Here is a 19,803-nt window from a genome sequence, read left to right as displayed (position 1 = left end):
TCCGCTAGCCAGCGCCAGATGCGGACGCGCCCGCATGTGGCACCTGCAGGCCCGATCACCGCGGCCGCGGCACAGATGCGCGGGACGCACGGCCGCCCGGCGGGGGCGAAAAGATGCAGGGCTGTGGGGACAGGCCATCGCAAGCCTCCTTCCCGATGCAAGCTAGGCACGTTCGGGCGCATTTTCAACAGCGTCACGGCGCTTTGAGTTGATCCCGGACCGGCAAGCGTTTACCGGCTAGGACAAGAGCAGTGAAATTCGGGACAAGATGATGAAACGCCGCCAGATGCTGATGCTGTCCGCCCTGCTGGCTGCCGCGCCCTCGCTGGCGCTGGCGCAGGACCGGGCCATGCCCGCAGCGCCCGTCGCCAAGCCGCAGGCCAAGCGCGACCCCTATGCCCCCACCGAGGTGGCGATCCGCCCCGATTTCGAGGTGGGCAGCATCGTCGTCGTCTCGAAGGACTTCTTCCTGTATCACGTCATCGCGCCGGGTCGGGCAGTGCGCTATGGCGTGGCCGTCGGCCGCGACGAACTGGTCTGGAAAGGTCGCGCCACCGTCGGGCGCAAGACCGAATGGCCCAGCTGGACCCCCACGCCTGCGATGATCAAGCGCAAGCCCGAGCAATACGGGAAATGGGCCGATGGCATGCCGGGTGGGCCCAACAACCCCCTGGGGGCGCGGGCGCTGTATCTGTATGATGCACGCGGCAATGACACGGCCATCCGCATCCACGGCACCACCGAGCCCAATTCCATCGGCCGCGCCGTCTCGAACGGCTGCATCCGCATGCGCAACGAGGCGGTGATGGATCTGTATGAGCAGGTGCCGATCGGCACTCCGGTCTATGTCTACTGATCGGATAAACGGCTGATTTGGATATCCGGCTGACATCTCTGTCGGATGCGGCCCTGACCGGGTTCGACACCATCATCGACACCCGCTCGCCGGCGGAATATGCGCTGGATCACCTGCCGGGTGCGATCAACCTGCCGGTGTTGTCGGATGAAGAACGCGCCCGGGTGGGGACGATCTACAAGCAGGTCTCGCCCTTCGATGCCCGCAAGCTGGGGGGCGCGTTGCTGGCCGCCAATGCCGCGCGCCACATCGCGGGCCCGCTGGCCGGCTTTGACGGCAGCTGGCGGCCGCTGGTCTATTGCTGGCGGGGCGGTCAGCGCTCGGGCGCCTTTGCCACCATTCTGGCCCAGATCGGCTGGCGGGTCGCCCGGCTGCAAGGCGGCTACAAGGGCTGGCGGGCCCTGGTCGTCGCGCGGCTGGCGGCGCATCCGCCCGCGCCGGTCATCGTGCTGGACGGGAATACCGGCAGCGGCAAGACTGAAATCCTCGCCCGGCTGGCGGCGCGCGGTCATCAGGTCATCGACCTTGAGGGGCTGGCCAATCACCGCGGCAGTCTGTTCGGTGCCCGTCCGGGGGGTCAGCCGCCGCAGAAGCTGTTTGAAAGCCGCCTCGCCATGGCGCTCGAGGCGCTGGACCCGAGCCGGCCGCTGCTGGTCGAGGCCGAGAGTTCCCGCATCGGCAATCTCAACCTGCCGCAAGGCATCTGGCGGGCGATGATCGCCGCGCCGCGATTGCATCTGTCGGTCCCGGCGGCGGCGCGTGCCGCCTATACGGCGCGCAGCTATGCCGATGCCGGCGCCGATCCGGCGCGGCTGGCGGCGATCATTTCCAGTCTGCGCCCCCTGCACCCGGCCGAGCGCATCGCCGACTGGCTGCGGCTGGCCGAGGCGGGCGATTTCCATGCCCTGGCCATGGGGTTGATGTGCGCGCATTACGATCCGCGCTATGAAAAGCACCGCGCCCGCCACGACCACGGCAGGGGCCGCATCCTGCCCCTGGCCGATCTGGACGACCTGGACGCCGCCGCCGATGCGGTCGAAGCCGCGCTAGCTGCGCAGGAACCGGCGTAACACGCGCTCCAGCTTGGCCGCGCCCAGCGGCGCCATGGCCTTGGTATGTTCGTGGCTGATCGATTCGTCCGACAGCCCCGCCCCCATGTTGGTGATGACCGAGACCGCCGCGCAGTCGAGACCCAGAAACCGCGCCAGGATCACCTCGGGGACGGTTGACATGCCGACAGCATCGGCGCCCAGGATGCGGGCCGCGCGAATTTCGGCCGGGGTTTCGAATGTGGGGCCGGAAAACCAGCAATAGACCCCGTCGGGCAGGTCGATGCCCTCGGCCCGCGCGGCATCGCGCAGGCCTGCGCGCATCGCGGGATCATGCGCGGCGGTCATCGCCACGAAACGCGCGTCGGAACCCTCGCCGATCAGCGGGTTGGCGCCGGACAGGTTCAGGTGATCGGCCAGCAGCATCAGCGAACCCGGCGGCATCTCGGGGCGCAGGCTGCCGGCGGCATTGGTCAGGATCAGCCGGCGACAGCCCAGGTCGCGCAGCACCTCGAGCGGCAGGCGCATCACATCGGCCCGACCCGATTCATAGTAATGCGCGCGCCCGCCCAGCACGGCGATGCGCCGGCCCTCGAACTGGCCGATGACCAGCCGCGGCACATGGCCCGAGACACCGGCGTGGGGAAAGCCGGGCAGATCGGCATAGGGGATCGCCACCCCCTCGACCGCGTCGGCAAGATGCCCCAGGCCCGACCCCAGGATCAGGGCGTATTCGGGTGGCGCGCTGCCGGCACGGTCACGGATCAGCGCGGCCAGATCAGCGCTCTTTGACATAGGGCTCTCCTCCGGCGCGGGGCGGGGTGGCGCGGCCGACGAAACCGGCCAGGATGATGACGGTCAGGATGTAGGGCAGGGCGTTCATGAACATGGAGGGCACCGTCACCACTCCAAGGTCCAGATTCGGGAAACGGTTGGCCACCGCCTCGAGCAGGCCGAACAGGAAAGTCGCCCCCAGCGCCGCCCAGGGCCGCCATTTGGCAAAGATCAGCGCGGCCAGCGCGATGAAGCCGCGCCCGGCGGTCATTTCCTTGACGAAGCCCGCCGAAATACCCGTGGCCAGATAGGCGCCGGCGATTCCGCACAGCACGCCGCAGATCATGACCGCGCCATAGCGTAGCCGCGTGACCGACACGCCCGCAGTATCGACCGAGGCCGGGTTTTCCCCCACCGCCCGCAGGCGCAGGCCAAAACGCGTGCGATAAAGCACCCACCAGGTCAGCGGCACCATCAGGAATGCGACATAGACCAGGATCGTATGGCCGGAAATCAGCTCGGCATAGATAGGGCCCAGGATCGGCACATCGCGCAACTCCTGTGCCAGAGGCAGGGTGATGGGGCGAAATCGTGCCGCGCCCTCCAGCGACGGGGTGCGACCGCCCAGGGCGAATATCTTCTGGCCCAGCAGCACGGTCAGCCCTGCCGCCAGGAAATTGATTGCGACCCCGGAAATCAGCTGGTTGCCGCGAAAGCTGATCGAGGCCAGCCCGTGCAGGACCGCCAGGCTCAGCGCGCCGGCGATCCCCGCCAGCAGACCCAGCCAGGCGCTGCCCGTGGCATAGGCGACCGAGGCCGAGGTAAAGGCCGCCATCAGCATCTTGCCTTCCAGGCCGATGTCGAACACCCCGGCACGTTCGGAATAAAGCCCCGCCAGGCAGGCCAGCAGCAGCGGCGTCATCAATCGCAGCGCGGAATCGAGGATCTGGATGGTGGTGCCGAAATCCATCATGCCCCCTTGCGGCGCCGGGCCGCGAACAGTCTTTCCAGCGGCATCCGCACCATGTTGTCCAACGCGCCGGTGAACAGGATCACCAGCGCCTGAATGACCACGATCAGCTCGCGCGGGATGGTGGTCCACAGTGCCAGCTCGCCCCCGCCCTGATACAGGAACCCGAACAGCAGCGCTGCCATCAGGATGCCCAGCGGGTGGTTGCGCCCCATCAGCGCCACGGCAATGCCGATGAAGCCCGCGCCCTCGACCGCGTTCAGCACCAGCCGCTCGGCCTCGCCCATAACGTTGTTGACTGCCATCAGCCCGGCCAGCGCGCCGGAAATCAGCATCGCCAGCACGGTGATGCGCACCGGCGAAATGCCGGCGTAAAGCGCCGCCGGCTCGGATTTGCCAAAGGCGCGGATCTCATAGCCCAGCCGGCTGCGCCAGATCAGCAGCCACACCAGCACGCAGGCCGCCAGGGCAATGAAGAAGGTGATGTTCGCCGGGCTGTTGCGCCCCCAGTCGATGCCCAGCAGCAACGCCAGTTCCGACAGCTTGGGCAGATGCGTTCCCGGCGGAAAACTGGCCGAGGCCGGGTCCATACTGCCCACCGGTCGCAGCAGATTGACAAGGACATAGTTCAGCGTCGCGGCGGCGATGAAGTTGAACATGATGGTGGTGATGACGATATGGCTGCCGCGGCGCGCCTGCAGCCAGGCCGGGATCAGCGCCCAAAGCGCCCCGAACAGCGCCGCGCCGATCATCGCCGCCGGCAGCGCCAGCGCCCAATGCGGCCAGGGCAGGGCCAGCGCCACCAGCGCCACCCCCAGCCCCCCCATCGCCGCCTGACCTTCGCCGCCGATGTTGAACAGCCCGGCGTGATAGGCCACCATCACCGCCAGCCCGGTGAAGATGAAATTGGTCGCGTAATACAGCGTGAAGCCCCAGCCATAGCTGGACATCAGCGCGCCTTCGACCATCACCTTCATGGCCTGCGCCGGGCTTTCGCCGATGGCCAGGATCACCAGCGCCGATATGGCGAAAGCCAGGATCAGCGACAACAGCGGGGTCAGGACCAGATCGGCCCATTTCGGCATCCGCTCCATCAGCCTTCTCCCTGCGTCTGCGGGGCGGATTCCACCCCTGCCATCAGACAGCCCAGATCGCCGGCACTGGTCTGTTCGGGCAGGCGCTCGCCCATGATGCGGCCGTCGAACATCACCGCGATGCGGTCCGACAGCGCCATGATCTCGTCCAGTTCGACCGAGACCAGCAGCACCGCCTTGCCCGCGTCGCGCAGTTCGACGATGCGCTTGTGGATGAATTCGATGGCGCCGATGTCGACGCCGCGCGTGGGCTGGCCGATCAGCAGCAGGTCGGGATTGCGCTCGACCTCGCGCGCCACGACGATCTTTTGCTGATTGCCGCCCGAAAAGCTTTTCGCCGGCAGGTCGGGGTCGGGGGGGCGCACGTCAAAGCGCTGGATCTTGCCTTCGGCATCGGCGCGGATCGCCGCCTGATCCAGCAGCAGCCCGCTTTGGTATTCCGGGGCATCGTGATAGCCGAAGGCCACGTTTTCCCAGGCGGCGAAATCCATGATCAGCCCCTCGGCCTGGCGGTCCTCGGGGACATGGCCGATGCCGGCGCGACGGCGCGCGCGGCCATCGGCGCCGGGCCCCGAAACCGGCAGCGGCTGGCCGTTCAGGCGGATTTCGCCCGAAACCTGGCTGCGCGGCTCGGCAAAGCCGCCCAGGATCTCCAGCAGTTGGGTCTGGCCGTTGCCGGCGACGCCGGCGATGCCCAGGATCTCGCCGGCGCGGATGGTCAGGTCGATGCCGCGCAGCCGCTCGACCTTGTCGCGATCAAACATGCGCAGGCCGCGGATTTCCAGCACGGGGGGGCCGGGCCGGGCCGGGGCCTTGTCCACCCGCAGCAGGACCTTGCGCCCGACCATCAGTTCGGCAAGCTGCGCGGGGCTGGTCTCGGCGGTGCGCACGCCGGCGACCATCTCGCCACGGCGCATCACGCTGACGTTGTCGGTGATCTCCATGATCTCGCGCAGCTTGTGGGTGATCAGGATGATGGTCTTGCCCTCATCGCGCAGCCCGCGCAGGATGCGGAACAGGTGATCTGCCTCGGCCGGGGTCAGCACGCCGGTGGGTTCGTCCAGGATCAGGATGTCGGCGCGGCGATACAGGGCCTTGAGGATCTCGACCCGCTGCTGGTGACCGACAGACAGATCCTCGACCAGTTCGTCGGGATCGACCTGCAATTCGTATTCCTGCGCCAGGCGCTGCAATTCCTGCCGCGCCCGCGCCAGAGAGGGGCGCAGCAGCGCCCCGTCCTCGGCCCCCAGGATGATGTTTTCCAGCACTGTGAAATTCTGCACCAGCTTGAAATGCTGGAATACCATGCCGATGCCGGCGCGGATCGCCGCCTGGCTGTCGGTGATCGCGACGGGCTGGCCAGAGATCAGGATTTCCCCCGCGTCCGGCCGGTAAAAGCCATACAGGATCGACATCAAGGTGGACTTGCCGGCGCCGTTTTCGCCGATGATGCCGTGGATGGTGCCACGCGGCACAACCAGATCGATGTTCCTGTTGGCCTGGACCGGACCGAACGCCTTGGAAATCCCGCGCAGTTCGATGGCGGGGGCGCCGGCGTCCGCCATTACTGCACCGGGCAGGTATTGTCGGTCATGTAGTCATGGACCTTGATCGAACCGTCACCGATGCCCTTGGCCGCGGCCTCGACGGCGGCGGCCATCTCCTCGGTCACCAGAGGCTTGTTGTTGTCGTCCATGGCGACCGACACACCGCCCGAGGCCAGATCCATCACCTTGGCGCCCGGCTGGACATCCACCCCGGCCTTGAATGCCTCGTAGACGGAGTTGTCGACACCCTTGACCATCGAGGTCAGCACCTTGCCCGGATGCAGATGGTTCTGGTTGCTGTCCACGCCGATCGACAGGATGCCGGCATCGGCCGCGGCCTGCAGCACGCCGATGCCCGTGGCCCCGGCGGCGGCATAGATCACGTCGGCGCCCTGCGAGACCTGGGCCTTGACCAGCTCGCCGCCCTTGACCGGGTCGTTCCAGGCCGCCGGGGTGGTGCCGGTATAGTTGATGATCAGCTTGCCTTCGGGGTTGGTGGCCTTGAAGCCCTGGGCATAGCCGCACTCGAACTTGTGAATCAGCGGGATGTCCATGCCGCCGATGAAGCCGACCGTGCCGGACTTCGAGGCCTTGGCCGCCATGACCCCGGCCAGATAGGACCCCTGTTCCTCGGCAAAGGTGATCGACTGGACGTTCGGCTGATCGACCGTGGTGTCGATGATGACGAATTTGGTGTCGGGATAGTCGGGAGCGACCTTGTTCAGCACCTCGCCAAAGGCAAAGCCGGTCATCACGATCGGGTTGGCCCCCGACTGGGCCAGCCGGCGCAGCGCCTGTTCGCGCATCGCCTCGGACTGCATTTCCAGTTCCTTGTAAGTGCCCCCGGTCTCGGCCTTCCAGCGCTCGGCACCGTTGTATGCAGCCTCGTTGAAGGATTTGTCGAACTTGCCGCCAAGATCGAAGATCAGCGCCGGATCGGCCAGGGCAGCCAGCGGCAGGACGGACAGACAGGCGCCAGCCAGAAGCGATTTCATCAGGGACATGCGGAACCTCAAACCGGATTGCGGGCGATTCAGCCCGGGATGGATCGGATTAGGGCGCATGGGCCGGAATCCGTCAACAGGCTTGTCCGCCGGATCCGGCCGCCAAGGCCCGTCGCATCAGCACCGCGTCACGCCCCGGCGCGTAATAGTTGCGCCGGCACCCGCAGATTTCCCAGCCGTCGCCCGCATAAAGTCGCAGCGCGGCGGCATTGTCCGCCGCCACCTCCAGATGCGCCAGATGCGCGCCGCGTTCTTCTGACGTTGCGGCAAATCGTGCCAGCAGCCGTCGCGCGATGCCTTGCCGGCGCAGGGCGGGATCGACCGCCAGCGTCAGCAGTTCGGCCTCGTCGGCGATGCAGCGGCCCAGCAGAAAACCGCCGCGCTCGGTCAGCAGGAAGTTCGGCGCGCTGTCCAGCAGCGCCCGGAATTCTGCGGCCGACCAGGGGCGCGGATGATCGAAAAAGCACTGGCCATGCAGCGCGGCCAACCCTGCCGGATCGGGGATCATGTCAGGATCCTCGGCCCGCGATCGCGCGCAGGCGCGGCATCGGCGGGACGAAGATAGATCGGTGACGGCGCCGGCACCCCGCTCAGGTCGCGCCGGATCATGGCGATGCGGGCAATGGCCTCGGCCAGGGGCAGGGCGGGGGGCAGCACCGGCGGACCGGGCGGCAGGTCCACCCGCGCCGCCTGGGCGGGGCGCGTGTCCTGACCGGGAATGAAATCCTGCCAGATCACCTCGTCCGCGCGGCCAGGCAGCTGCACCCGGCAAGGGCGCGGCAGGCCGTAAGCCGCGGCCTCGGTGGCGCTGACGCCGATGGCGGGGATGCCCAGCGACAGTGACAGCCCGCGCGCCGCCGCCACGGCGATGCGCACCCCGGTGAAGTTTCCAGGCCCGATGCCGCAGCCGATCGCGGCCAGATCCGGCCAGTCGCGACCGGCCTGCGCCAGCAGTTCCGTCAGCAGGGGAAACAGCCGCTCGGCCTGGCCGCGGGCCATGTCCTCGTGGCGCGCGGCAAGCAGGCGGTCGCCTTGCAGCAAAGCGGCCGCGCAATGCGCGGCCGATGTGTCGAATCCCAGAACCAGCGGCTCAGCCAACGGGGCGGACCTCGGTCACTTCGGGAATATAGTGGCGCAGCAGGTTCTCGATCCCCATCTTCAGCGTCAGGGTCGAGGAGGGGCAGCCGGCGCAGGCCCCCTGCATGTGCAGATAGACCACGCCGCGATCAAAGCCGTGAAAGGTGATGTCGCCGCCATCCTGCGCCACGGCAGGGCGGACGCGGGTATCCAGCAGTTCCTTGATCTGCTTGACGATTTCGGCGTCGGGGCCGTCCTGTTCATTATGCCCGCCCGCGGTGGCGGCGGCCTGTTCCAGCGCAGGCGCACCGGACTGGTAATGTTCCATGATCGCCCCCAGGACCGAGGGCTTCAGATGGTCCCACAGGCTCGCCTCGTCCTTGGTGACGGTCACGAAATCGGACCCCAGGAACACCGCCGTCACCCCCGGCACCGCAAAGATGCGCCGCGCCAGCGGGCTTGCCCCGGCGGCATCGGCGCTGGGAAAGTCGGCCGTGCCGCTGCCCAGAACGGTCTGTCCCGGCAGGAATTTCAGCGTGGCGGGGTTGGGGGTGGTTTCGGTCTGAATGAACATGGCGCGCTCCTTTGCGGCGATATGGGGATCCAAGGGGGCGCAAGTCAAGCGTCCAGGCCCGTTCACCCCTGCGGCCAATTGTCGGCGGCCAGCGCCGCGAACAGGACGATGTTCATCAGCACATGCGCGACCGCCCCGGCGCCGGCACTGCCCGAGCCCAGGCGTGCGGCCAGCATCGGCACCGCCCACAGCCCGGCCAAGGCGACAAAGACCAGCGGTCCGGCCGTGACATGCAGCCGGTCCATGCCCATCGCCGGCGCGATGTGCCACAGCGTGAACAGCCCGCCCGCCAGCAGCACCGCCCGGGCGTCGAGAGGCGCCCGATCCAGCAACGCGCCGCGCCAGAACCCTTCCTCGAGGCTGCCATTGATGGCGGCGGCGGCCACCACCAGCGCCAGCTGGCTGGCGGTCAATTCGGCCAGCCGGTCGCCCTCGGCCCACCAGACCGCCAGCACTGCGCCCGCCAGGAACAGCAGGATGACTGGCGGCGGGCGGCGCAGGCGCAGCCAGTGCCAGGCGCGGTGGCGATGGATCATCCAGGCCAGCAGCAGCCAATACAGGACCATTCCGGCCCCATATGCGGCCAGCGGCGGTATCGGCAGGCGGACAAGGCCGTGAAACAGCAGCGCCAGGATCAGCGTGCCCAGCAGGCAGGGCAGGATCAGCGCCCTGTTCATGCCACCCCGTCAGGTCACCTTTTCCAGCTGCTCGCGCGAGATGTCGCCGGGAACGATGGTGATCGGGCATGGCAGGCTGGACAGTTCGCGCATCAGGCGGCTGATCAGCGGGCCCGGCCCGGAGCTTTCGGTCGATGCCGCCAGCACCACGACACCGATTTCGGGATCCTCGTTGATCTGGGCCAGCAGCTCGGCGCCCGGCTCGCCTTCGCGCACGACCAGTTCGGGCTCGACCCCCGGGCGGTCGCGCATCCATTTGGCAAAGACCTCGAAATGCTGTTCGATCCGCTCATAGGCTTCGGCGCGCATGACGTCGGCCACGCCCATGCCATGCTGGATGGTGTTGGCCGGGATGACCGCCAGCACCTGAACGCCGCCGCCGGTCTTGGACGCGCGCAGCGCGGCATAGCGGATGGCGTTCAGGCATTCGCGCGAATCGTCCAGAACCACCAGAAATTTCCGCATCTTTCCCCTGTCAGCAGCCAAGATTTCGGCAAAGACTGGCCGAAAGGACACGCTGGCGCAAGTCTGTCGCCGGAATCCGCTTGCCAAGGTTTGCAATCTCGGGGTGCTGTGCTAGTCGATGAAAAGAAACTTTTCCGGCCGAGCGGGGCGCAATCGTGACAATCCATCACAGCTGGGACGGGTCCGACCGGAACAGTGTTGCACCGCTGGAGGTGCAGCTTGCCGACCCAGCCGGCCGTGTGGGCATGACGCCCGGCAAGCGCGCTTTCGACATCGTCTTTGCGCTGATCTTGCTGGTGCCCTTGTCGCTGGTGATGGCGCTCATTTCCGTGGTGCTGCTGATCACCCAGGGGCGGCCGCTGCTTTATGTTGCGCCGCGGATGCGCGCGCCGGGACAACCCTTCAACCTGCTGAAGTTTCGCACCATGCTGTGCGAACCGGGCGATTTCGGCGCCACCGGCGCTCACAAGCACTGGCGCATCACCCGGGTGGGACGTTTCCTGCGCCGCACCCGCATCGACGAACTGCCCCAGCTGTTCAACATCCTGCGCGGTGACATGAGCTTTGTGGGTCCGCGCCCGCCCCTGCGCGAATATGTCGAGCGCTTTCCGGTGCAATATGCGCAGGTGTTGCGCAATCGGCCTGGCGTTACCGGTCTGGCCACGATGATCTATCACGCGCATGAGGACCGGATCATGGCCCGCTGCGCCACCGCCGAGGCGACCGAGGCTGCCTATTATCGCCGCTGCCTGCCGACGAAGCTGCGGCTGGACATGATCTATCAGCAGCGGCGCAGTCTGCGCGTGGATATGTGGATCATCTGGCACACGGTGATGACGGTGATCCATCCGACCTGGCAGGGGCGTCGGCCGCGGCGATCCCGACCCGCGCAGCGGGCCGCAATCCTGCCCTTGCAGTCCCAGCAGATCGCGCCGATGCCCGCCCGGGCCAGCCTGGCCGATCCCCGCACCATGCCGGCAGAATAACCCTCTGCGTCGACTAGCCTGCCGTGCCGGCCGCGAACGGATCCTGCGGATAGCCCACACCCGTCAGATACAGCCCCTGCGGCGGGCAGACCGGCCCGCAGGCGCCGCGATCGCGCGCGGCCAGCGCTTGCGCCACGCGTTCGGGCGGCCATGCCCCGGCCCCCACACGCTCCAACGTGCCGACGATCGAGCGGACCTGGTTATGCAGGAACGACCGCGCCCGCAGGTGAAAGCGGAATTCATGCCCCTGCGGCAAGCGCATCTCCTCGATGCGGATTTCGTCCAGCGTCTTGAGCGGGCTTTTCGACTGGCACATGGTCGAGCGAAAGGTGGTGAAATCGTGCAGGCCGATCAGATGCCGGGCGCCGGCGCGCATGGCCTCGGCATCCAGCGGATGGATGACCTGCCAGACCCGGCCGCGATCATGCGTCACCGGCGCCCGCCTTGCCACCAGGCGAAAGGTATAGCGCCGTTCACGGGCCGAAAACCGGGCGTGGAAATCCGGTCCGACCGGGGCGGCTGCCAGAATCGCGATGGGCGCCGGCTTGAGATGCCAGTTCAACGCCTCGGACAGGCGGAACGGATCCCAGTCGCGCTGCAGGTCGGCATGGGCAACCTGGCCGGTGGCATGAACGCCCGCATCGGTGCGACCTGCGGCGGCGATGCGCGCGCCGGCGGCAAAGCCGGGGTCCAGCCGCGCCAGCGCGGCCTCGATCGTGGCCTGGACGCTGGCATGGGCGGCCTGGGCCTGCCAGCCGGCAAAGGGCCCGCCGTCGTATTCGATCAGCAGCGCGTAACGCGGCATCAGCGCGGCTGCTTGTCGCGGCGCAGGCTGGCCAGCGGATCGGCGGGCTGCAAGCCCGATTCCAGCGCCGGCGGTTCTGCGGGGCGCACGCCCTCGCGCGTCAGCCGGTCGCGCAGCACGCCGATCTCGATATCCAGATCGGTGCGGTTGCCGGCGATCAGCTGGCGGGTGCGGGCGGCGAATTCGGTTTCCAGATCGGACAGCAGGGTTTCATAATCCTGCCGCGCGCGGGCATCGCGGGTCTGGGCATAGAGATCGGCGAACTTGACGGTCGCGTCGCGCGCGCCCTGAAGATAGATCCCCAGATAGCGGCGCACCGCGGCGATGGTATCGGGGTTATCCTCGACATGGGCGAAAAGCGTGCGGGCGGTGGCGGCAAACATCCCCACCCGCGCCTCCAGCCGGCGGTCGCCCGTGCGCAGGATGGCATCCTGCATGGCGCGCAGATGCGCCTCTGCCTCGGCCAGGCTGCGTTGGGCGCGGTCCTGCTGGTGGGTGTCGACGCCCTCCATGCCCTTGTCGCGCATCGGGTCGGGACCAAAGGCCAGCCAGTGCAGCACCGCGCCGGCCACGCCGATCACCGCCGCCCCGGCCTCGGCCCCCGGCACCCATGCGCCCAAGGCCAGGCCCAGGCCGGTCAGGACGCCGCCGAACAGCTTGCGCGGCAGCGCCGGGCGGCGGGCAACGCGGCGCTGGTCATAAGCCGCCTCGGCCCGCAGCCCCTCGCGCGTCAACGCCATGCCGCCGGCGATGCCGGCAAAGGCCAGCAGTTGCAGCGCCAGCCCCTGCGGATCCTGCCAGAAGGCGCTGATCAGCAGTGGCGTTGCCATTACCGTGATCCAGCGGGTGCGCGATTCCAGCCGGTGGCGCGGGGGTTGGGGCGCGGCCCCGGTCGGTGTGGAGTTATCGGGCGAGAACGGCCCGCGAAAGGGTCTGGCCATGGCGCGCCTCTAGCCGGCGCCCACGAACGAGGCATAAAGCGTCAATCCCATCAGCAGAAAGAAGGACAGACGCTGCATCGCTTTCTGGGACATGGCTTCCTTTCCCATTGCCGGTGTTGCTTCAGCATATAGGGCCAAGACACAGCGAACGGAAGGGCAGGGCCGCGAGCCATGCCAGCATCGCCAGGCAGTCGCGGAACCGGAAGGCGTGGAGCGGGTGATGGGAATCGAACCCACGTATTCAGCTTGGAAGGCTGCTGCTCTACCATTGAGCTACACCCGCGACGCGACCTCTATAGGGGCTGGCGGCCGCGCATGCAAGCGGCGCGCTTGACGCTTTCGTGCAGGCGGGGCAAGCAGTCAGCCATGATGGATGTCCGCCCGGTGGCCAATATTGTCGGCAAGATCGTCGTCGCGCTGGGGGCGACGATGATGCTGCCGATGCTGGTGGACTGGTGGCACGGCGATCCGCACTGGCAGGTATTCCTGGAATCGGCGGTGCTGACCATGCTGGGCGGCGGACTTGTTGCAATGGCCACGGCGCGGGTGGACCGTTCGCTGGAAATCCATCAGGTGTTCCTGCTGACGGCGCTGCTGTGGCTGGTGCTGCCGGTGGCCGGCGCCTTGCCCTTTGTGCTGGGCGCGCCGGGCGCCAGCTGGACCGATGCCTATTTCGAGGCGATGTCGGGCGTTACCACCACCGGCACCACCGCCTTTCCGCAGCTGGACGACCTGCCGAAGGGCACGAACCTGTGGCGGGCGTTCCTGAACTGGTCGGGCGGATTGGGCATCATCGTGGTGGCGATGATCTTCCTGCCGGTGATGAAGGTCGGCGGCATGCAGTTCTTTCGCTCCGAGGGGTTCGATACGCTGGGCAAGATCCTGCCGCGCGCCTTCGACATCGCGCGCGAGATGACCGGCGTCTATATCGCCATGACCGCGCTGTGCATGATCGTCTATATCCTTCTGGGCATGACCGGCTATGACGCGCTGGTGCTGGCGCTGTCCACCTGTTCGACGGGCGGGTTTTCCAATTACGACAGCAGCTTCGGACCCTATATCGGCCCGGCCGAATACGCATGTTCGGTGTTCATGCTGATGGCGTCGATCCCCTTTATCCGCATGGTGCAGCTGATCCGCGGCTCGGCCGTGCCGCTGTGGCGCGACGTGCAGGTGCGCGTCTATATCCGCTGGATCGGCTATGCCATAGCTGCCATCGTGCTGTATCGACTGTTGTGGCTGGGGGCGCAGAACCCGGCCGAGGTGCTGCGCGAGACCACGTTCAACGTCATCTCGACATTCTCGGGCACAGGCCTTGCGTCGACCGATGTGACGCAATGGGGGCATTTCCCCTTCGTGATCCTGGTGGTGGCGGGGCTGATCGGCGGCTGCACCGGCTCGACCTCGTGTTCGGTCAAGGTGTTCCGCTATCTGGTGCTGTTCCAGGCGGTCAAGGCGCAGTTGCGGCGGATGCAGTCACCGCACCGGGTGTTTCCTCTGCTGTATGACGGCCGCCCGCTGGACGAAGATGTCATCAACTCAGTCATGGCCTTCTTTACCCTGTTCATCCTGTCCTTTGGCCTGCTGATCGTAGGGCTGGCGCTGACCGGGCTGCATCCGCGCACGGCTTTGACCGGCGCCTGGACGGCGATTGCCAACATCGGCGTGATGTGGGGGCCCGAGCTGACGGCCAACGGTTCGGTCAGCGAACTGCCCACATCGGCGAAATGGCTGATGATCCTGGGGATGTATGTCGGCCGGCTGGAGCTGCTGTCGGTATTCGTGCTGCTGCTGCCGCGGTTCTGGCGCGACTAGGGCGCGGGTGGGGCCGGCGCGTCGTCGACCGCGGCCTGGGTGGTGGCGTCGGCCGCGGCGGGCGCACTGATCCGGGTGATGCCATCCGACATCTCGGCTGCCAGCCGGGCCTGGGTCTCGGCATCGCTTGCCGGCCAGATCAGCACGAAACCCTGCACCTGACCGTCGATGATGCGTGTCTCGGCCTGACCGATATGGGTGTCGTTGCGGCCCTTGAGCAGGGCGCTGTCGGCGGTGATGCTGCGCTGGGGCGAGGGCACCCAGCCAAGCGCGGTGACCAGCCCGGTCAGGTCCAGCATCTCTTGCCGGCCGCCGGGCTGGCTGAACAGGATCAGGGCCGCGCCGGACCCGTCGCGCGGGCCATAGATCGACAGCGCCCGTTCGTTGCGGTCGAATTGCAGCTTGTTCATCGGTGCCGGCAGCGCCAGGCCAGTGTGGTCGTCGCGCAGTTCGGTCAGGCCCATCTGCGCGCGCCATTCGCCGCGGCGGCGGATCAGTTCGGCCATCGCCGTGGCCGGATCGGGCGAGGCGCGCAGCCGCACGATTTCCTCGGCAATGGCCTTTTGCGTCATCGGCCCGTCCTTGCCGTCGATCGCGCCGTCGTAATGGCCGGCCCAGCGCAGCGCGCGCTGGATCTCCTCGAGCGGCGGCATGGTAGGGCGGGCGTCCTCGGACGGGGGGGCGGGCAGGCGCGGGGCGTCGCCGGCGACGGCGATGTCGCCCATGTCCGCGGCGGGCGCAAGAAAGGCGTCCTTGGGTGCCAGCCCGGCATTGCGCAGCGCCCGCAGCCAGGCCTTGCCGGCGGCTTCATCCACGGGGCCGATGGCAATGGCGCTGCGACCATTGGGCAAGGTCCACAGCGCGGCCTCGGGCAGGGATTGGCGCCAGTCGGCCAGCAGCTGTTCGGCCTTGGCGCGGTCGGGGGTCGATTCCAGACGGATGTGAAACTGCGGCGGCGCCGGGACAGGATCGGCGGCGGTTTCGGCTGCCGCCGGCTGTGCCTCTGCCGCATCAGGGTCGGCACCGGCAGTGTCGGCACTGGCAGGATCGGCGGCGGCGGGTCGCGGAAAGGTCGAGGCATTGCCGGCGCCTGCGGGCGGTTGCGCCGCCTCGGGCTGCGCGGCGTCGTTGACCGGTGTCAACTGCCGGCCCGCCGCGGCTGACAGGAAACTGTCGCCCGGCACCTGGCCCTGGGATTTCAGCTGCTCCAGCCGGGCGGCGGCCTGGTCGCGCGGCATCGGCCCCAGCGCGATGCCGACCCAGCCATCGGACAGCGGAAAGGTCACCACATCGGGAAACTGCGCCCCCCAGCCGCGCGCGGCCTGGGCGGCCGCCTCGGCGCCGCGCTTGGCCTCGATGCGGATGACCACATCTTCGGCCAGCGCCGGCGCACTGACGGCCAGTGTCAGGGCCGAACCGATGATGCCTGCCCCGATGATCCCTGCAAAGCGCCGCATGGGCTTGTCCCTCTCATTGACCCTGCGCCGCCCTCTGCCTAGAAGGCGGCAGTTCTTTCCTGCCAGTTATGCCCAAGGAAACCGCGATGACCAGCCCCCTGCATGCCCCGACGAGCAAGCCGGCCTGCTTTCAGGACGTGATCCTGCGCCTGCAGTCCTATTGGGCGGCGCAGGGCTGTGCGGTCCTGCAACCCTATGACATGGAGGTGGGGGCGGGCACCTTCCACCCGGCGACCACGCTGCGCAGTCTGGGGGCGCGGCCCTGGGCAGCGGCCTATGTGCAACCCTCGCGCCGGCCGACCGACGGCCGCTATGGCGAGAACCCGAACCGTTTGCAGCATTATTACCAGTATCAGGTCATCATCAAGCCCAGCCCCGCCAACCTGCAGGACCTGTATCTGGGCAGCCTGAAGGCCATCGGCCTGGACCCGATGATCCACGATGTCCGCTTTGTCGAGGATGACTGGGAAAGCCCGACGCTGGGCGCCTGGGGCCTGGGCTGGGAAGTCTGGTGCGACGGGATGGAGGTCAGCCAGTTCACCTATTTCCAGCAGGTCGGCGGCCATGACTGCCGCCCGGTCTCGGGCGAACTGACCTATGGGCTCGAGCGGCTGGCGATGTATGTGCTGGGGGTCGAGCATGTCATGGACATGCCCTTCAACCATCCCGACAGCCCGATCCCGCTGACCTATGGCGACATCTTCCGCCAGGCCGAGCGGGAATATTCGCGCTGGAACTTCCAGCAGGCCGATACCGACATGCTGCTGCAGCATTTCAAGGATGCCGAGGCCGAATGCGACCGCATCCTGGCCGCGGCCGAAACCGACGATGCCGGACGGGCCATCGTGATGGCCCATCCCGCCTATGACCAGGCGATCAAGGCCAGCCACCTGTTCAACCTGCTGGATGCGCGCGGGGTGATTTCGGTAACCGAACGCCAGGCCTATATCGGCCGGGTGCGGGCGCTGGCCAAGCGCTGCGCCGATCTGTTCGTCACCACCTCGGCCGCGACCGGAGCGCCGCTGCCGGCGTTTGACAGCGGGGCCTGAGCCGATGAACGGACGCATCCCCGCCATGATCCTGATCGCCGCCGCGCTGGCCGCCGGCGCCGGCGTCTGGTATGCGCAGGAATACGGCTTTTACGACCGGCTCGACCCGTCGGCCGCGGCGCTGACGGTGATGGTGGGCGATCAGGCGCTGCCTCTGGCAACCGATGGGGTCGAGGCCATCGATGCCGACAGCTCGCCCATCCGCTGGCGGGCGTGTTTCCGTCTGGTCGAGCCGCTGCCTGCCGATGCGCAGCCCTTTGCGCAGCCGACGCCCCTGAACGCGCCGCGCTGGTTTTCCTGTTTCGACGCCGCCCGCATCGGCGCCGACCTGGAATCGGGCGCCGCCCGCGCCTATCTGTCCCGGTCCGAGATCCGCCCCGATGTCGATCGGGTGATCGCCGTCTATCCCGACGGCCGCGCCTTTGGCTGGCAGCAATTCAACGACAAGACCCCCGAACGCGGAGTGATGGACTGATGCCCGACCTTCTGATCGAGCTGTTCTCGGAAGAAATCCCGGCGCGGATGCAGGCCCGCGCCCGCGAGGATCTGAAGAAACTGGTTACCGACGGTCTGGTCGAGGCCGGGCTGACCTATGCCGGTGCGGGCGCCTTCTCGACGCCACGCCGGCTGGCGCTGACCGTCCAGGGGCTGACCGCCCACAGCCCAACCACGCGCGAGGAGCGCAAGGGCCCGCGCACCGACGCGCCCGAGGCGGCCTTGCAGGGTTTCCTGCGTTCGACCGGCCTCACGCGCGATCAGCTCGAGGCGCGCGACGACAAGAAGGGTCAGGTCTGGTTCGCGGTGGTCGAAAAACCCGGCCGCCCCGCCGCCGAGATCGTGGCCGAGGTGCTGGCGGGCACGATCCGCAACTTTCCCTGGCCGAAATCCATGCGCTGGGGCAATGGCAGCCTGCGCTGGGTGCGGCCGCTGCATGCGATCATCTGCCTGCTGTCGGACGAGGCCGGGGCCACGGTGGTGCCGCTGGACATCGACGGCATTCGCGCTGGCAACAGCACCCGCGGCCATCGTTTCATGGCCCCCGATGCCTTTGCCGTGTCCGGCTTTGACGATTACGCCGCCCGGCTGCGCCGCGCCAGGGTGATGCTGGACCCCGCCGAGCGCGAGGCCGCGATCCGGCAAGAGGCCGCGAACCTGGCCTTTGCCCGCGGCTGGGAGATCGTGCCCGACGATGCGCTCTTGGCCGAGGTCGCCGGCCTGGTCGAATGGCCGGTGCCGCTGATGGGCGCGATCGAGGAGCGTTTCCTGTCGCTGCCGCCCGAGGTGCTGCAAACCTCGATGAAGGAACATCAGAAGTTCTTTTCGGCCCGCAACCCGAAAACCGGCCGGATCGAGGGCTTCGTCACCGTCGCCAATATCGAGGCCGCCGATGACGGCGCGGCGATCCTGGCCGGCAACCAGCGGGTGCTGGCGGCGCGCCTGTCCGATGCCGCCTTCTTCTGGGAAAACGACCTGCGCGAGGCGAAAGCCGGGATGGGCGCCTGGGCCGAGGGGCTGAAATCCGTCACCTTCCACGGCAAGCTGGGCAGTCAGGCCGACCGCATCGCGCGCATCGCGGCGCTTGCGCGCGAGATCGCGCCGCAGGTCGGTGCCGATCCCGATCTGGCCGAACAGGCGGCGCGCATCGCCAAGCTGGACCTGCGCAGCGCCATGGTCGGCGAATTCCCCGAGTTGCAGGGGACGATGGGGCGCTATTACGCGCTGGAGGCCGGGCTGGCGCCCGCCGTCGCCGATGCCGCGCGCGATCACTATTCGCCGCTGGGCCCGTCCGATGCCGTGCCGACCGCGCCGGTATCGGTCGCCGTCGCCCTGGCCGACAAGATCGACACGCTGACCGGGTTCTGGGCGATTGACGAGAAACCCACCGGGTCGAAAGACCCCTTTGCACTGCGGCGGGCGGCGCTGGGGGTGATCCGGCTGGTGTTGGGCAATGAGGCAAGGATTGCCCTCAATGCTCGGCCCGGGCCCTTTGCCAAGGCCCAGGAACTGGTCGGCGCAAGGGAACGCGACGGCGGTCCCGGCCCTGCCGATACCAATGAACTGCTTTCCTTCATCCATGACCGGCTCAAGGTCTATCTGCGCGACCAGGGCATCCGTCACGACATCATCGATGCGGTGCTGGCGATGCCCGGCAATGACGATCTGGTGCTGGTGGTCAGGCGCGCTACGGCGCTGAACGCCATGCTGCAGACCGACGACGGCCGGAACCTGACCCAGGGCCTGAAGCGCGCGGGCAATATCCTGGCGCAGGCCGAGGAAAAGGATGGGGTCGAATACAGCTTTGGCGCCGACCCGAAATTCGCCGAGACCGACGAGGAACGCGGCCTTTTCGCCGCCCTTGACACCGCAGAACCGGCGATCTCTGCGGCCGTCGCCGGCGAGGACTTCTCGGCCGCGATGGCGGCCATCGCCGCGCTGCGCGCCCCGATCGACGCCTTTTTCGAGGCGGTGCAGATCAACAGCGACAACCAGGTCTTGCGCCGCAACCGGCTGAACCTGCTGTCGCGCATCCGCGATGCCGGCCGGCTGGTCGCCGATTTCGGCCGTATCGAGGGCTGAGGCGCAAAGCCCCGGGCCGGGTCCGGCCGTGCCGCCCCATCGGGGGCCGGCCCGGCCGGGGGCTGCGCCCCGGTGCGCCGCAGCCG

20 protein-coding genes and 1 tRNA gene are annotated in these 19,803 nt (G+C 67.9%); 7 read left to right on the top strand and 14 right to left on the bottom strand.

The window, feature by feature from the left end:
• The first annotated feature begins 271 nt into the window (after positions 1 to 271).
• Together GB880_RS02100 and mnmH are read left to right on the top strand one after the other, a co-directional pair.
• Positions 272 to 856 (top strand): L,D-transpeptidase, encoded by a 585-nt coding sequence (locus GB880_RS02100; RefSeq protein ID WP_154494025.1) that lies wholly within the window; start codon positions 272 to 274, stop codon positions 854 to 856.
• A 17-nt stretch (positions 857 to 873) separates the two neighbouring features.
• Positions 874 to 1,926: a tRNA 2-selenouridine(34) synthase MnmH gene (gene mnmH, locus GB880_RS02095; protein ID WP_154494026.1), complete on the top strand. Its 1,053-nt coding sequence runs from the start codon at positions 874 to 876 to the stop codon at positions 1,924 to 1,926.
• Here mnmH and GB880_RS02090 read toward each other — a convergent pair.
• The 10 genes from GB880_RS02090 to GB880_RS02045 all read right to left on the bottom strand — a co-directional run bounded on the left by GB880_RS02090 (position 1,903) and on the right by GB880_RS02045 (position 10,087).
• The gene (locus GB880_RS02090; protein WP_154494027.1) at positions 1,903 to 2,700 is read right to left on the bottom strand and encodes a purine-nucleoside phosphorylase; all 798 of its coding nucleotides are present in this window, start codon (positions 2,698 to 2,700) and stop codon (positions 1,903 to 1,905) included. The two genes, mnmH and GB880_RS02090, sit on opposite strands and share 24 nt — an antisense overlap.
• Positions 2,684 to 3,649, bottom strand: a complete 966-nt coding sequence (locus tag GB880_RS02085) for an ABC transporter permease (RefSeq protein ID WP_154494028.1) — start codon at positions 3,647 to 3,649, stop codon at positions 2,684 to 2,686. The genes GB880_RS02090 and GB880_RS02085 overlap by 17 nt, the downstream gene beginning before the upstream one ends.
• Entirely contained in the window at positions 3,649 to 4,743 is a 1,095-nt protein-coding gene (locus tag GB880_RS02080) for an ABC transporter permease (RefSeq protein WP_154494029.1), read from the bottom strand. Before GB880_RS02080 ends, GB880_RS02085 begins: the two co-directional genes overlap by 1 nt.
• A complete protein-coding gene (locus GB880_RS02075) occupies positions 4,743 to 6,308 on the bottom strand; it encodes an ABC transporter ATP-binding protein (protein WP_263467248.1) in 1,566 nt (521 codons plus the stop codon). The genes GB880_RS02080 and GB880_RS02075 overlap by 1 nt, the downstream gene beginning before the upstream one ends.
• Positions 6,308 to 7,294, bottom strand: coding sequence for a BMP family lipoprotein (locus tag GB880_RS02070; protein ID WP_154494030.1), 987 nt, complete (start codon positions 7,292 to 7,294; stop codon positions 6,308 to 6,310). Before GB880_RS02070 ends, GB880_RS02075 begins: the two co-directional genes overlap by 1 nt.
• A 73-nt stretch (positions 7,295 to 7,367) precedes the next feature.
• The gene (locus tag GB880_RS02065) at positions 7,368 to 7,802 is read right to left on the bottom strand and encodes a GNAT family N-acetyltransferase (RefSeq protein WP_154494031.1); all 435 of its coding nucleotides are present in this window, start codon (positions 7,800 to 7,802) and stop codon (positions 7,368 to 7,370) included.
• Positions 7,799 to 8,392, bottom strand: coding sequence for a tRNA (adenosine(37)-N6)-threonylcarbamoyltransferase complex dimerization subunit type 1 TsaB (tsaB, locus tag GB880_RS02060; RefSeq protein WP_263467247.1), 594 nt, complete (start codon positions 8,390 to 8,392; stop codon positions 7,799 to 7,801). The genes GB880_RS02065 and tsaB overlap by 4 nt, the downstream gene beginning before the upstream one ends.
• Positions 8,385 to 8,945, bottom strand: a complete 561-nt coding sequence (locus GB880_RS02055) for a NifU family protein (RefSeq protein WP_154494032.1) — start codon at positions 8,943 to 8,945, stop codon at positions 8,385 to 8,387. The genes tsaB and GB880_RS02055 overlap by 8 nt, the downstream gene beginning before the upstream one ends.
• 62 nt (positions 8,946 to 9,007) lie before the next feature.
• Positions 9,008 to 9,622: a CPBP family glutamic-type intramembrane protease gene (locus tag GB880_RS02050; protein ID WP_154494033.1), complete on the bottom strand. Its 615-nt coding sequence runs from the start codon at positions 9,620 to 9,622 to the stop codon at positions 9,008 to 9,010.
• Positions 9,623 to 9,631: 9 nt separating this feature from the next.
• Entirely contained in the window at positions 9,632 to 10,087 is a 456-nt protein-coding gene (locus GB880_RS02045; RefSeq protein ID WP_154494034.1) for a universal stress protein, read from the bottom strand.
• Positions 10,088 to 10,242: 155 nt separating this feature from the next.
• Here GB880_RS02045 and GB880_RS02040 point away from each other — a divergent pair, with 155 nt between their 5' ends.
• Positions 10,243 to 11,073 (top strand): sugar transferase, encoded by an 831-nt coding sequence (locus GB880_RS02040; RefSeq protein WP_327077750.1) that lies wholly within the window; start codon positions 10,243 to 10,245, stop codon positions 11,071 to 11,073.
• Positions 11,074 to 11,086: 13 nt separating this feature from the next.
• On the opposite strand, the gene truA is transcribed toward GB880_RS02040, so the two are convergent.
• The 3 genes from truA to GB880_RS02025 all read right to left on the bottom strand — a co-directional run bounded on the left by truA (position 11,087) and on the right by GB880_RS02025 (position 13,102).
• A complete protein-coding gene (truA, locus tag GB880_RS02035; RefSeq protein WP_154494035.1) occupies positions 11,087 to 11,878 on the bottom strand; it encodes a tRNA pseudouridine(38-40) synthase TruA in 792 nt (263 codons plus the stop codon).
• Entirely contained in the window at positions 11,878 to 12,819 is a 942-nt protein-coding gene (locus tag GB880_RS02030) for a 5-bromo-4-chloroindolyl phosphate hydrolysis family protein (protein ID WP_154550625.1), read from the bottom strand. The genes truA and GB880_RS02030 overlap by 1 nt, the downstream gene beginning before the upstream one ends.
• Positions 12,820 to 13,028: 209 nt before the next feature.
• A tRNA-Gly gene (locus GB880_RS02025) sits at positions 13,029 to 13,102 on the bottom strand.
• An 83-nt stretch (positions 13,103 to 13,185) separates the two neighbouring features.
• Between GB880_RS02025 and GB880_RS02020 the strand changes: the two genes are divergently transcribed.
• The gene (locus GB880_RS02020) at positions 13,186 to 14,634 is read left to right on the top strand and encodes a TrkH family potassium uptake protein (protein ID WP_154494357.1); all 1,449 of its coding nucleotides are present in this window, start codon (positions 13,186 to 13,188) and stop codon (positions 14,632 to 14,634) included.
• Here GB880_RS02020 and GB880_RS02015 read toward each other — a convergent pair.
• On the bottom strand, positions 14,631 to 16,091 hold the full coding sequence (locus GB880_RS02015) for a peptidoglycan-binding domain-containing protein (protein ID WP_263467246.1): 1,461 nt from the start codon (positions 16,089 to 16,091) through the stop codon (positions 14,631 to 14,633). The two genes, GB880_RS02020 and GB880_RS02015, sit on opposite strands and share 4 nt — an antisense overlap.
• An 86-nt stretch (positions 16,092 to 16,177) precedes the next feature.
• On the opposite strand from GB880_RS02015, the gene GB880_RS02010 reads away from it, so the two are divergent.
• The 3 genes from GB880_RS02010 to glyS are packed head-to-tail and all read left to right on the top strand — an operon-like array spanning position 16,178 to position 19,717.
• Positions 16,178 to 17,140 carry a glycine--tRNA ligase subunit alpha gene (locus GB880_RS02010; RefSeq protein WP_154494358.1) on the top strand — a complete coding sequence of 321 codons (963 nt, stop codon included), beginning with the start codon at positions 16,178 to 16,180 and terminating at the stop codon, positions 17,138 to 17,140.
• Between the two features lie 4 nt (positions 17,141 to 17,144).
• Complete coding sequence (locus GB880_RS02005) at positions 17,145 to 17,615, top strand: DUF6446 family protein (RefSeq protein WP_154494359.1); 471 nt, start codon at positions 17,145 to 17,147, stop codon at positions 17,613 to 17,615.
• Entirely contained in the window at positions 17,615 to 19,717 is a 2,103-nt protein-coding gene (glyS, locus tag GB880_RS02000; RefSeq protein ID WP_154494360.1) for a glycine--tRNA ligase subunit beta, read from the top strand. The genes GB880_RS02005 and glyS overlap by 1 nt, the downstream gene beginning before the upstream one ends.
• Positions 19,718 to 19,803 lie beyond the last annotated feature (86 nt).

This window comes from Paracoccus sp. SMMA_5_TC, from assembly GCF_009696685.2.
Lineage (GTDB): Bacteria > Pseudomonadota > Alphaproteobacteria > Rhodobacterales > Rhodobacteraceae > Paracoccus.
Note: the sequence above shows the minus strand (reverse complement) of the source record. Positions and strands in the feature narration are given on the sequence as shown.

Excerpts from the sequence above, each read along its gene's own strand:
- GB880_RS02010 (WP_154494358.1), top strand. The coding sequence starts at position 16,178 with ATGACCAGCCCCCTGCATGCCCCGACGAGCAAGCCGGCCTGCTTTCAG.
- GB880_RS02085 (WP_154494028.1), bottom strand. The coding sequence starts at position 3,649 with ATGGATTTCGGCACCACCATCCAGATCCTCGATTCCGCGCTGCGATTG.
- truA (WP_154494035.1), bottom strand. The coding sequence starts at position 11,878 with ATGCCGCGTTACGCGCTGCTGATCGAATACGACGGCGGGCCCTTTGCC.
- GB880_RS02065 (WP_154494031.1), bottom strand. The coding sequence starts at position 7,802 with ATGATCCCCGATCCGGCAGGGTTGGCCGCGCTGCATGGCCAGTGCTTT.
- GB880_RS02070 (WP_154494030.1), bottom strand. The coding sequence starts at position 7,294 with ATGTCCCTGATGAAATCGCTTCTGGCTGGCGCCTGTCTGTCCGTCCTG.
- GB880_RS02045 (WP_154494034.1), bottom strand. The coding sequence starts at position 10,087 with ATGCGGAAATTTCTGGTGGTTCTGGACGATTCGCGCGAATGCCTGAAC.
- GB880_RS02075 (WP_263467248.1), bottom strand. The coding sequence starts at position 6,308 with ATGGCGGACGCCGGCGCCCCCGCCATCGAACTGCGCGGGATTTCCAAG.
- GB880_RS02055 (WP_154494032.1), bottom strand. The coding sequence starts at position 8,945 with ATGTTCATTCAGACCGAAACCACCCCCAACCCCGCCACGCTGAAATTC.
- GB880_RS02030 (WP_154550625.1), bottom strand. The coding sequence starts at position 12,819 with ATGGCCAGACCCTTTCGCGGGCCGTTCTCGCCCGATAACTCCACACCG.
- GB880_RS02080 (WP_154494029.1), bottom strand. The coding sequence starts at position 4,743 with ATGGAGCGGATGCCGAAATGGGCCGATCTGGTCCTGACCCCGCTGTTG.
- GB880_RS02090 (WP_154494027.1), bottom strand. The coding sequence starts at position 2,700 with ATGTCAAAGAGCGCTGATCTGGCCGCGCTGATCCGTGACCGTGCCGGC.
- glyS (WP_154494360.1), top strand. The coding sequence starts at position 17,615 with ATGCCCGACCTTCTGATCGAGCTGTTCTCGGAAGAAATCCCGGCGCGG.
- GB880_RS02015 (WP_263467246.1), bottom strand. The coding sequence starts at position 16,091 with ATGCGGCGCTTTGCAGGGATCATCGGGGCAGGCATCATCGGTTCGGCC.
- GB880_RS02050 (WP_154494033.1), bottom strand. The coding sequence starts at position 9,622 with ATGAACAGGGCGCTGATCCTGCCCTGCCTGCTGGGCACGCTGATCCTG.
- GB880_RS02100 (WP_154494025.1), top strand. The coding sequence starts at position 272 with ATGAAACGCCGCCAGATGCTGATGCTGTCCGCCCTGCTGGCTGCCGCG.
- GB880_RS02005 (WP_154494359.1), top strand. The coding sequence starts at position 17,145 with ATGAACGGACGCATCCCCGCCATGATCCTGATCGCCGCCGCGCTGGCC.
- GB880_RS02020 (WP_154494357.1), top strand. The coding sequence starts at position 13,186 with ATGATGGATGTCCGCCCGGTGGCCAATATTGTCGGCAAGATCGTCGTC.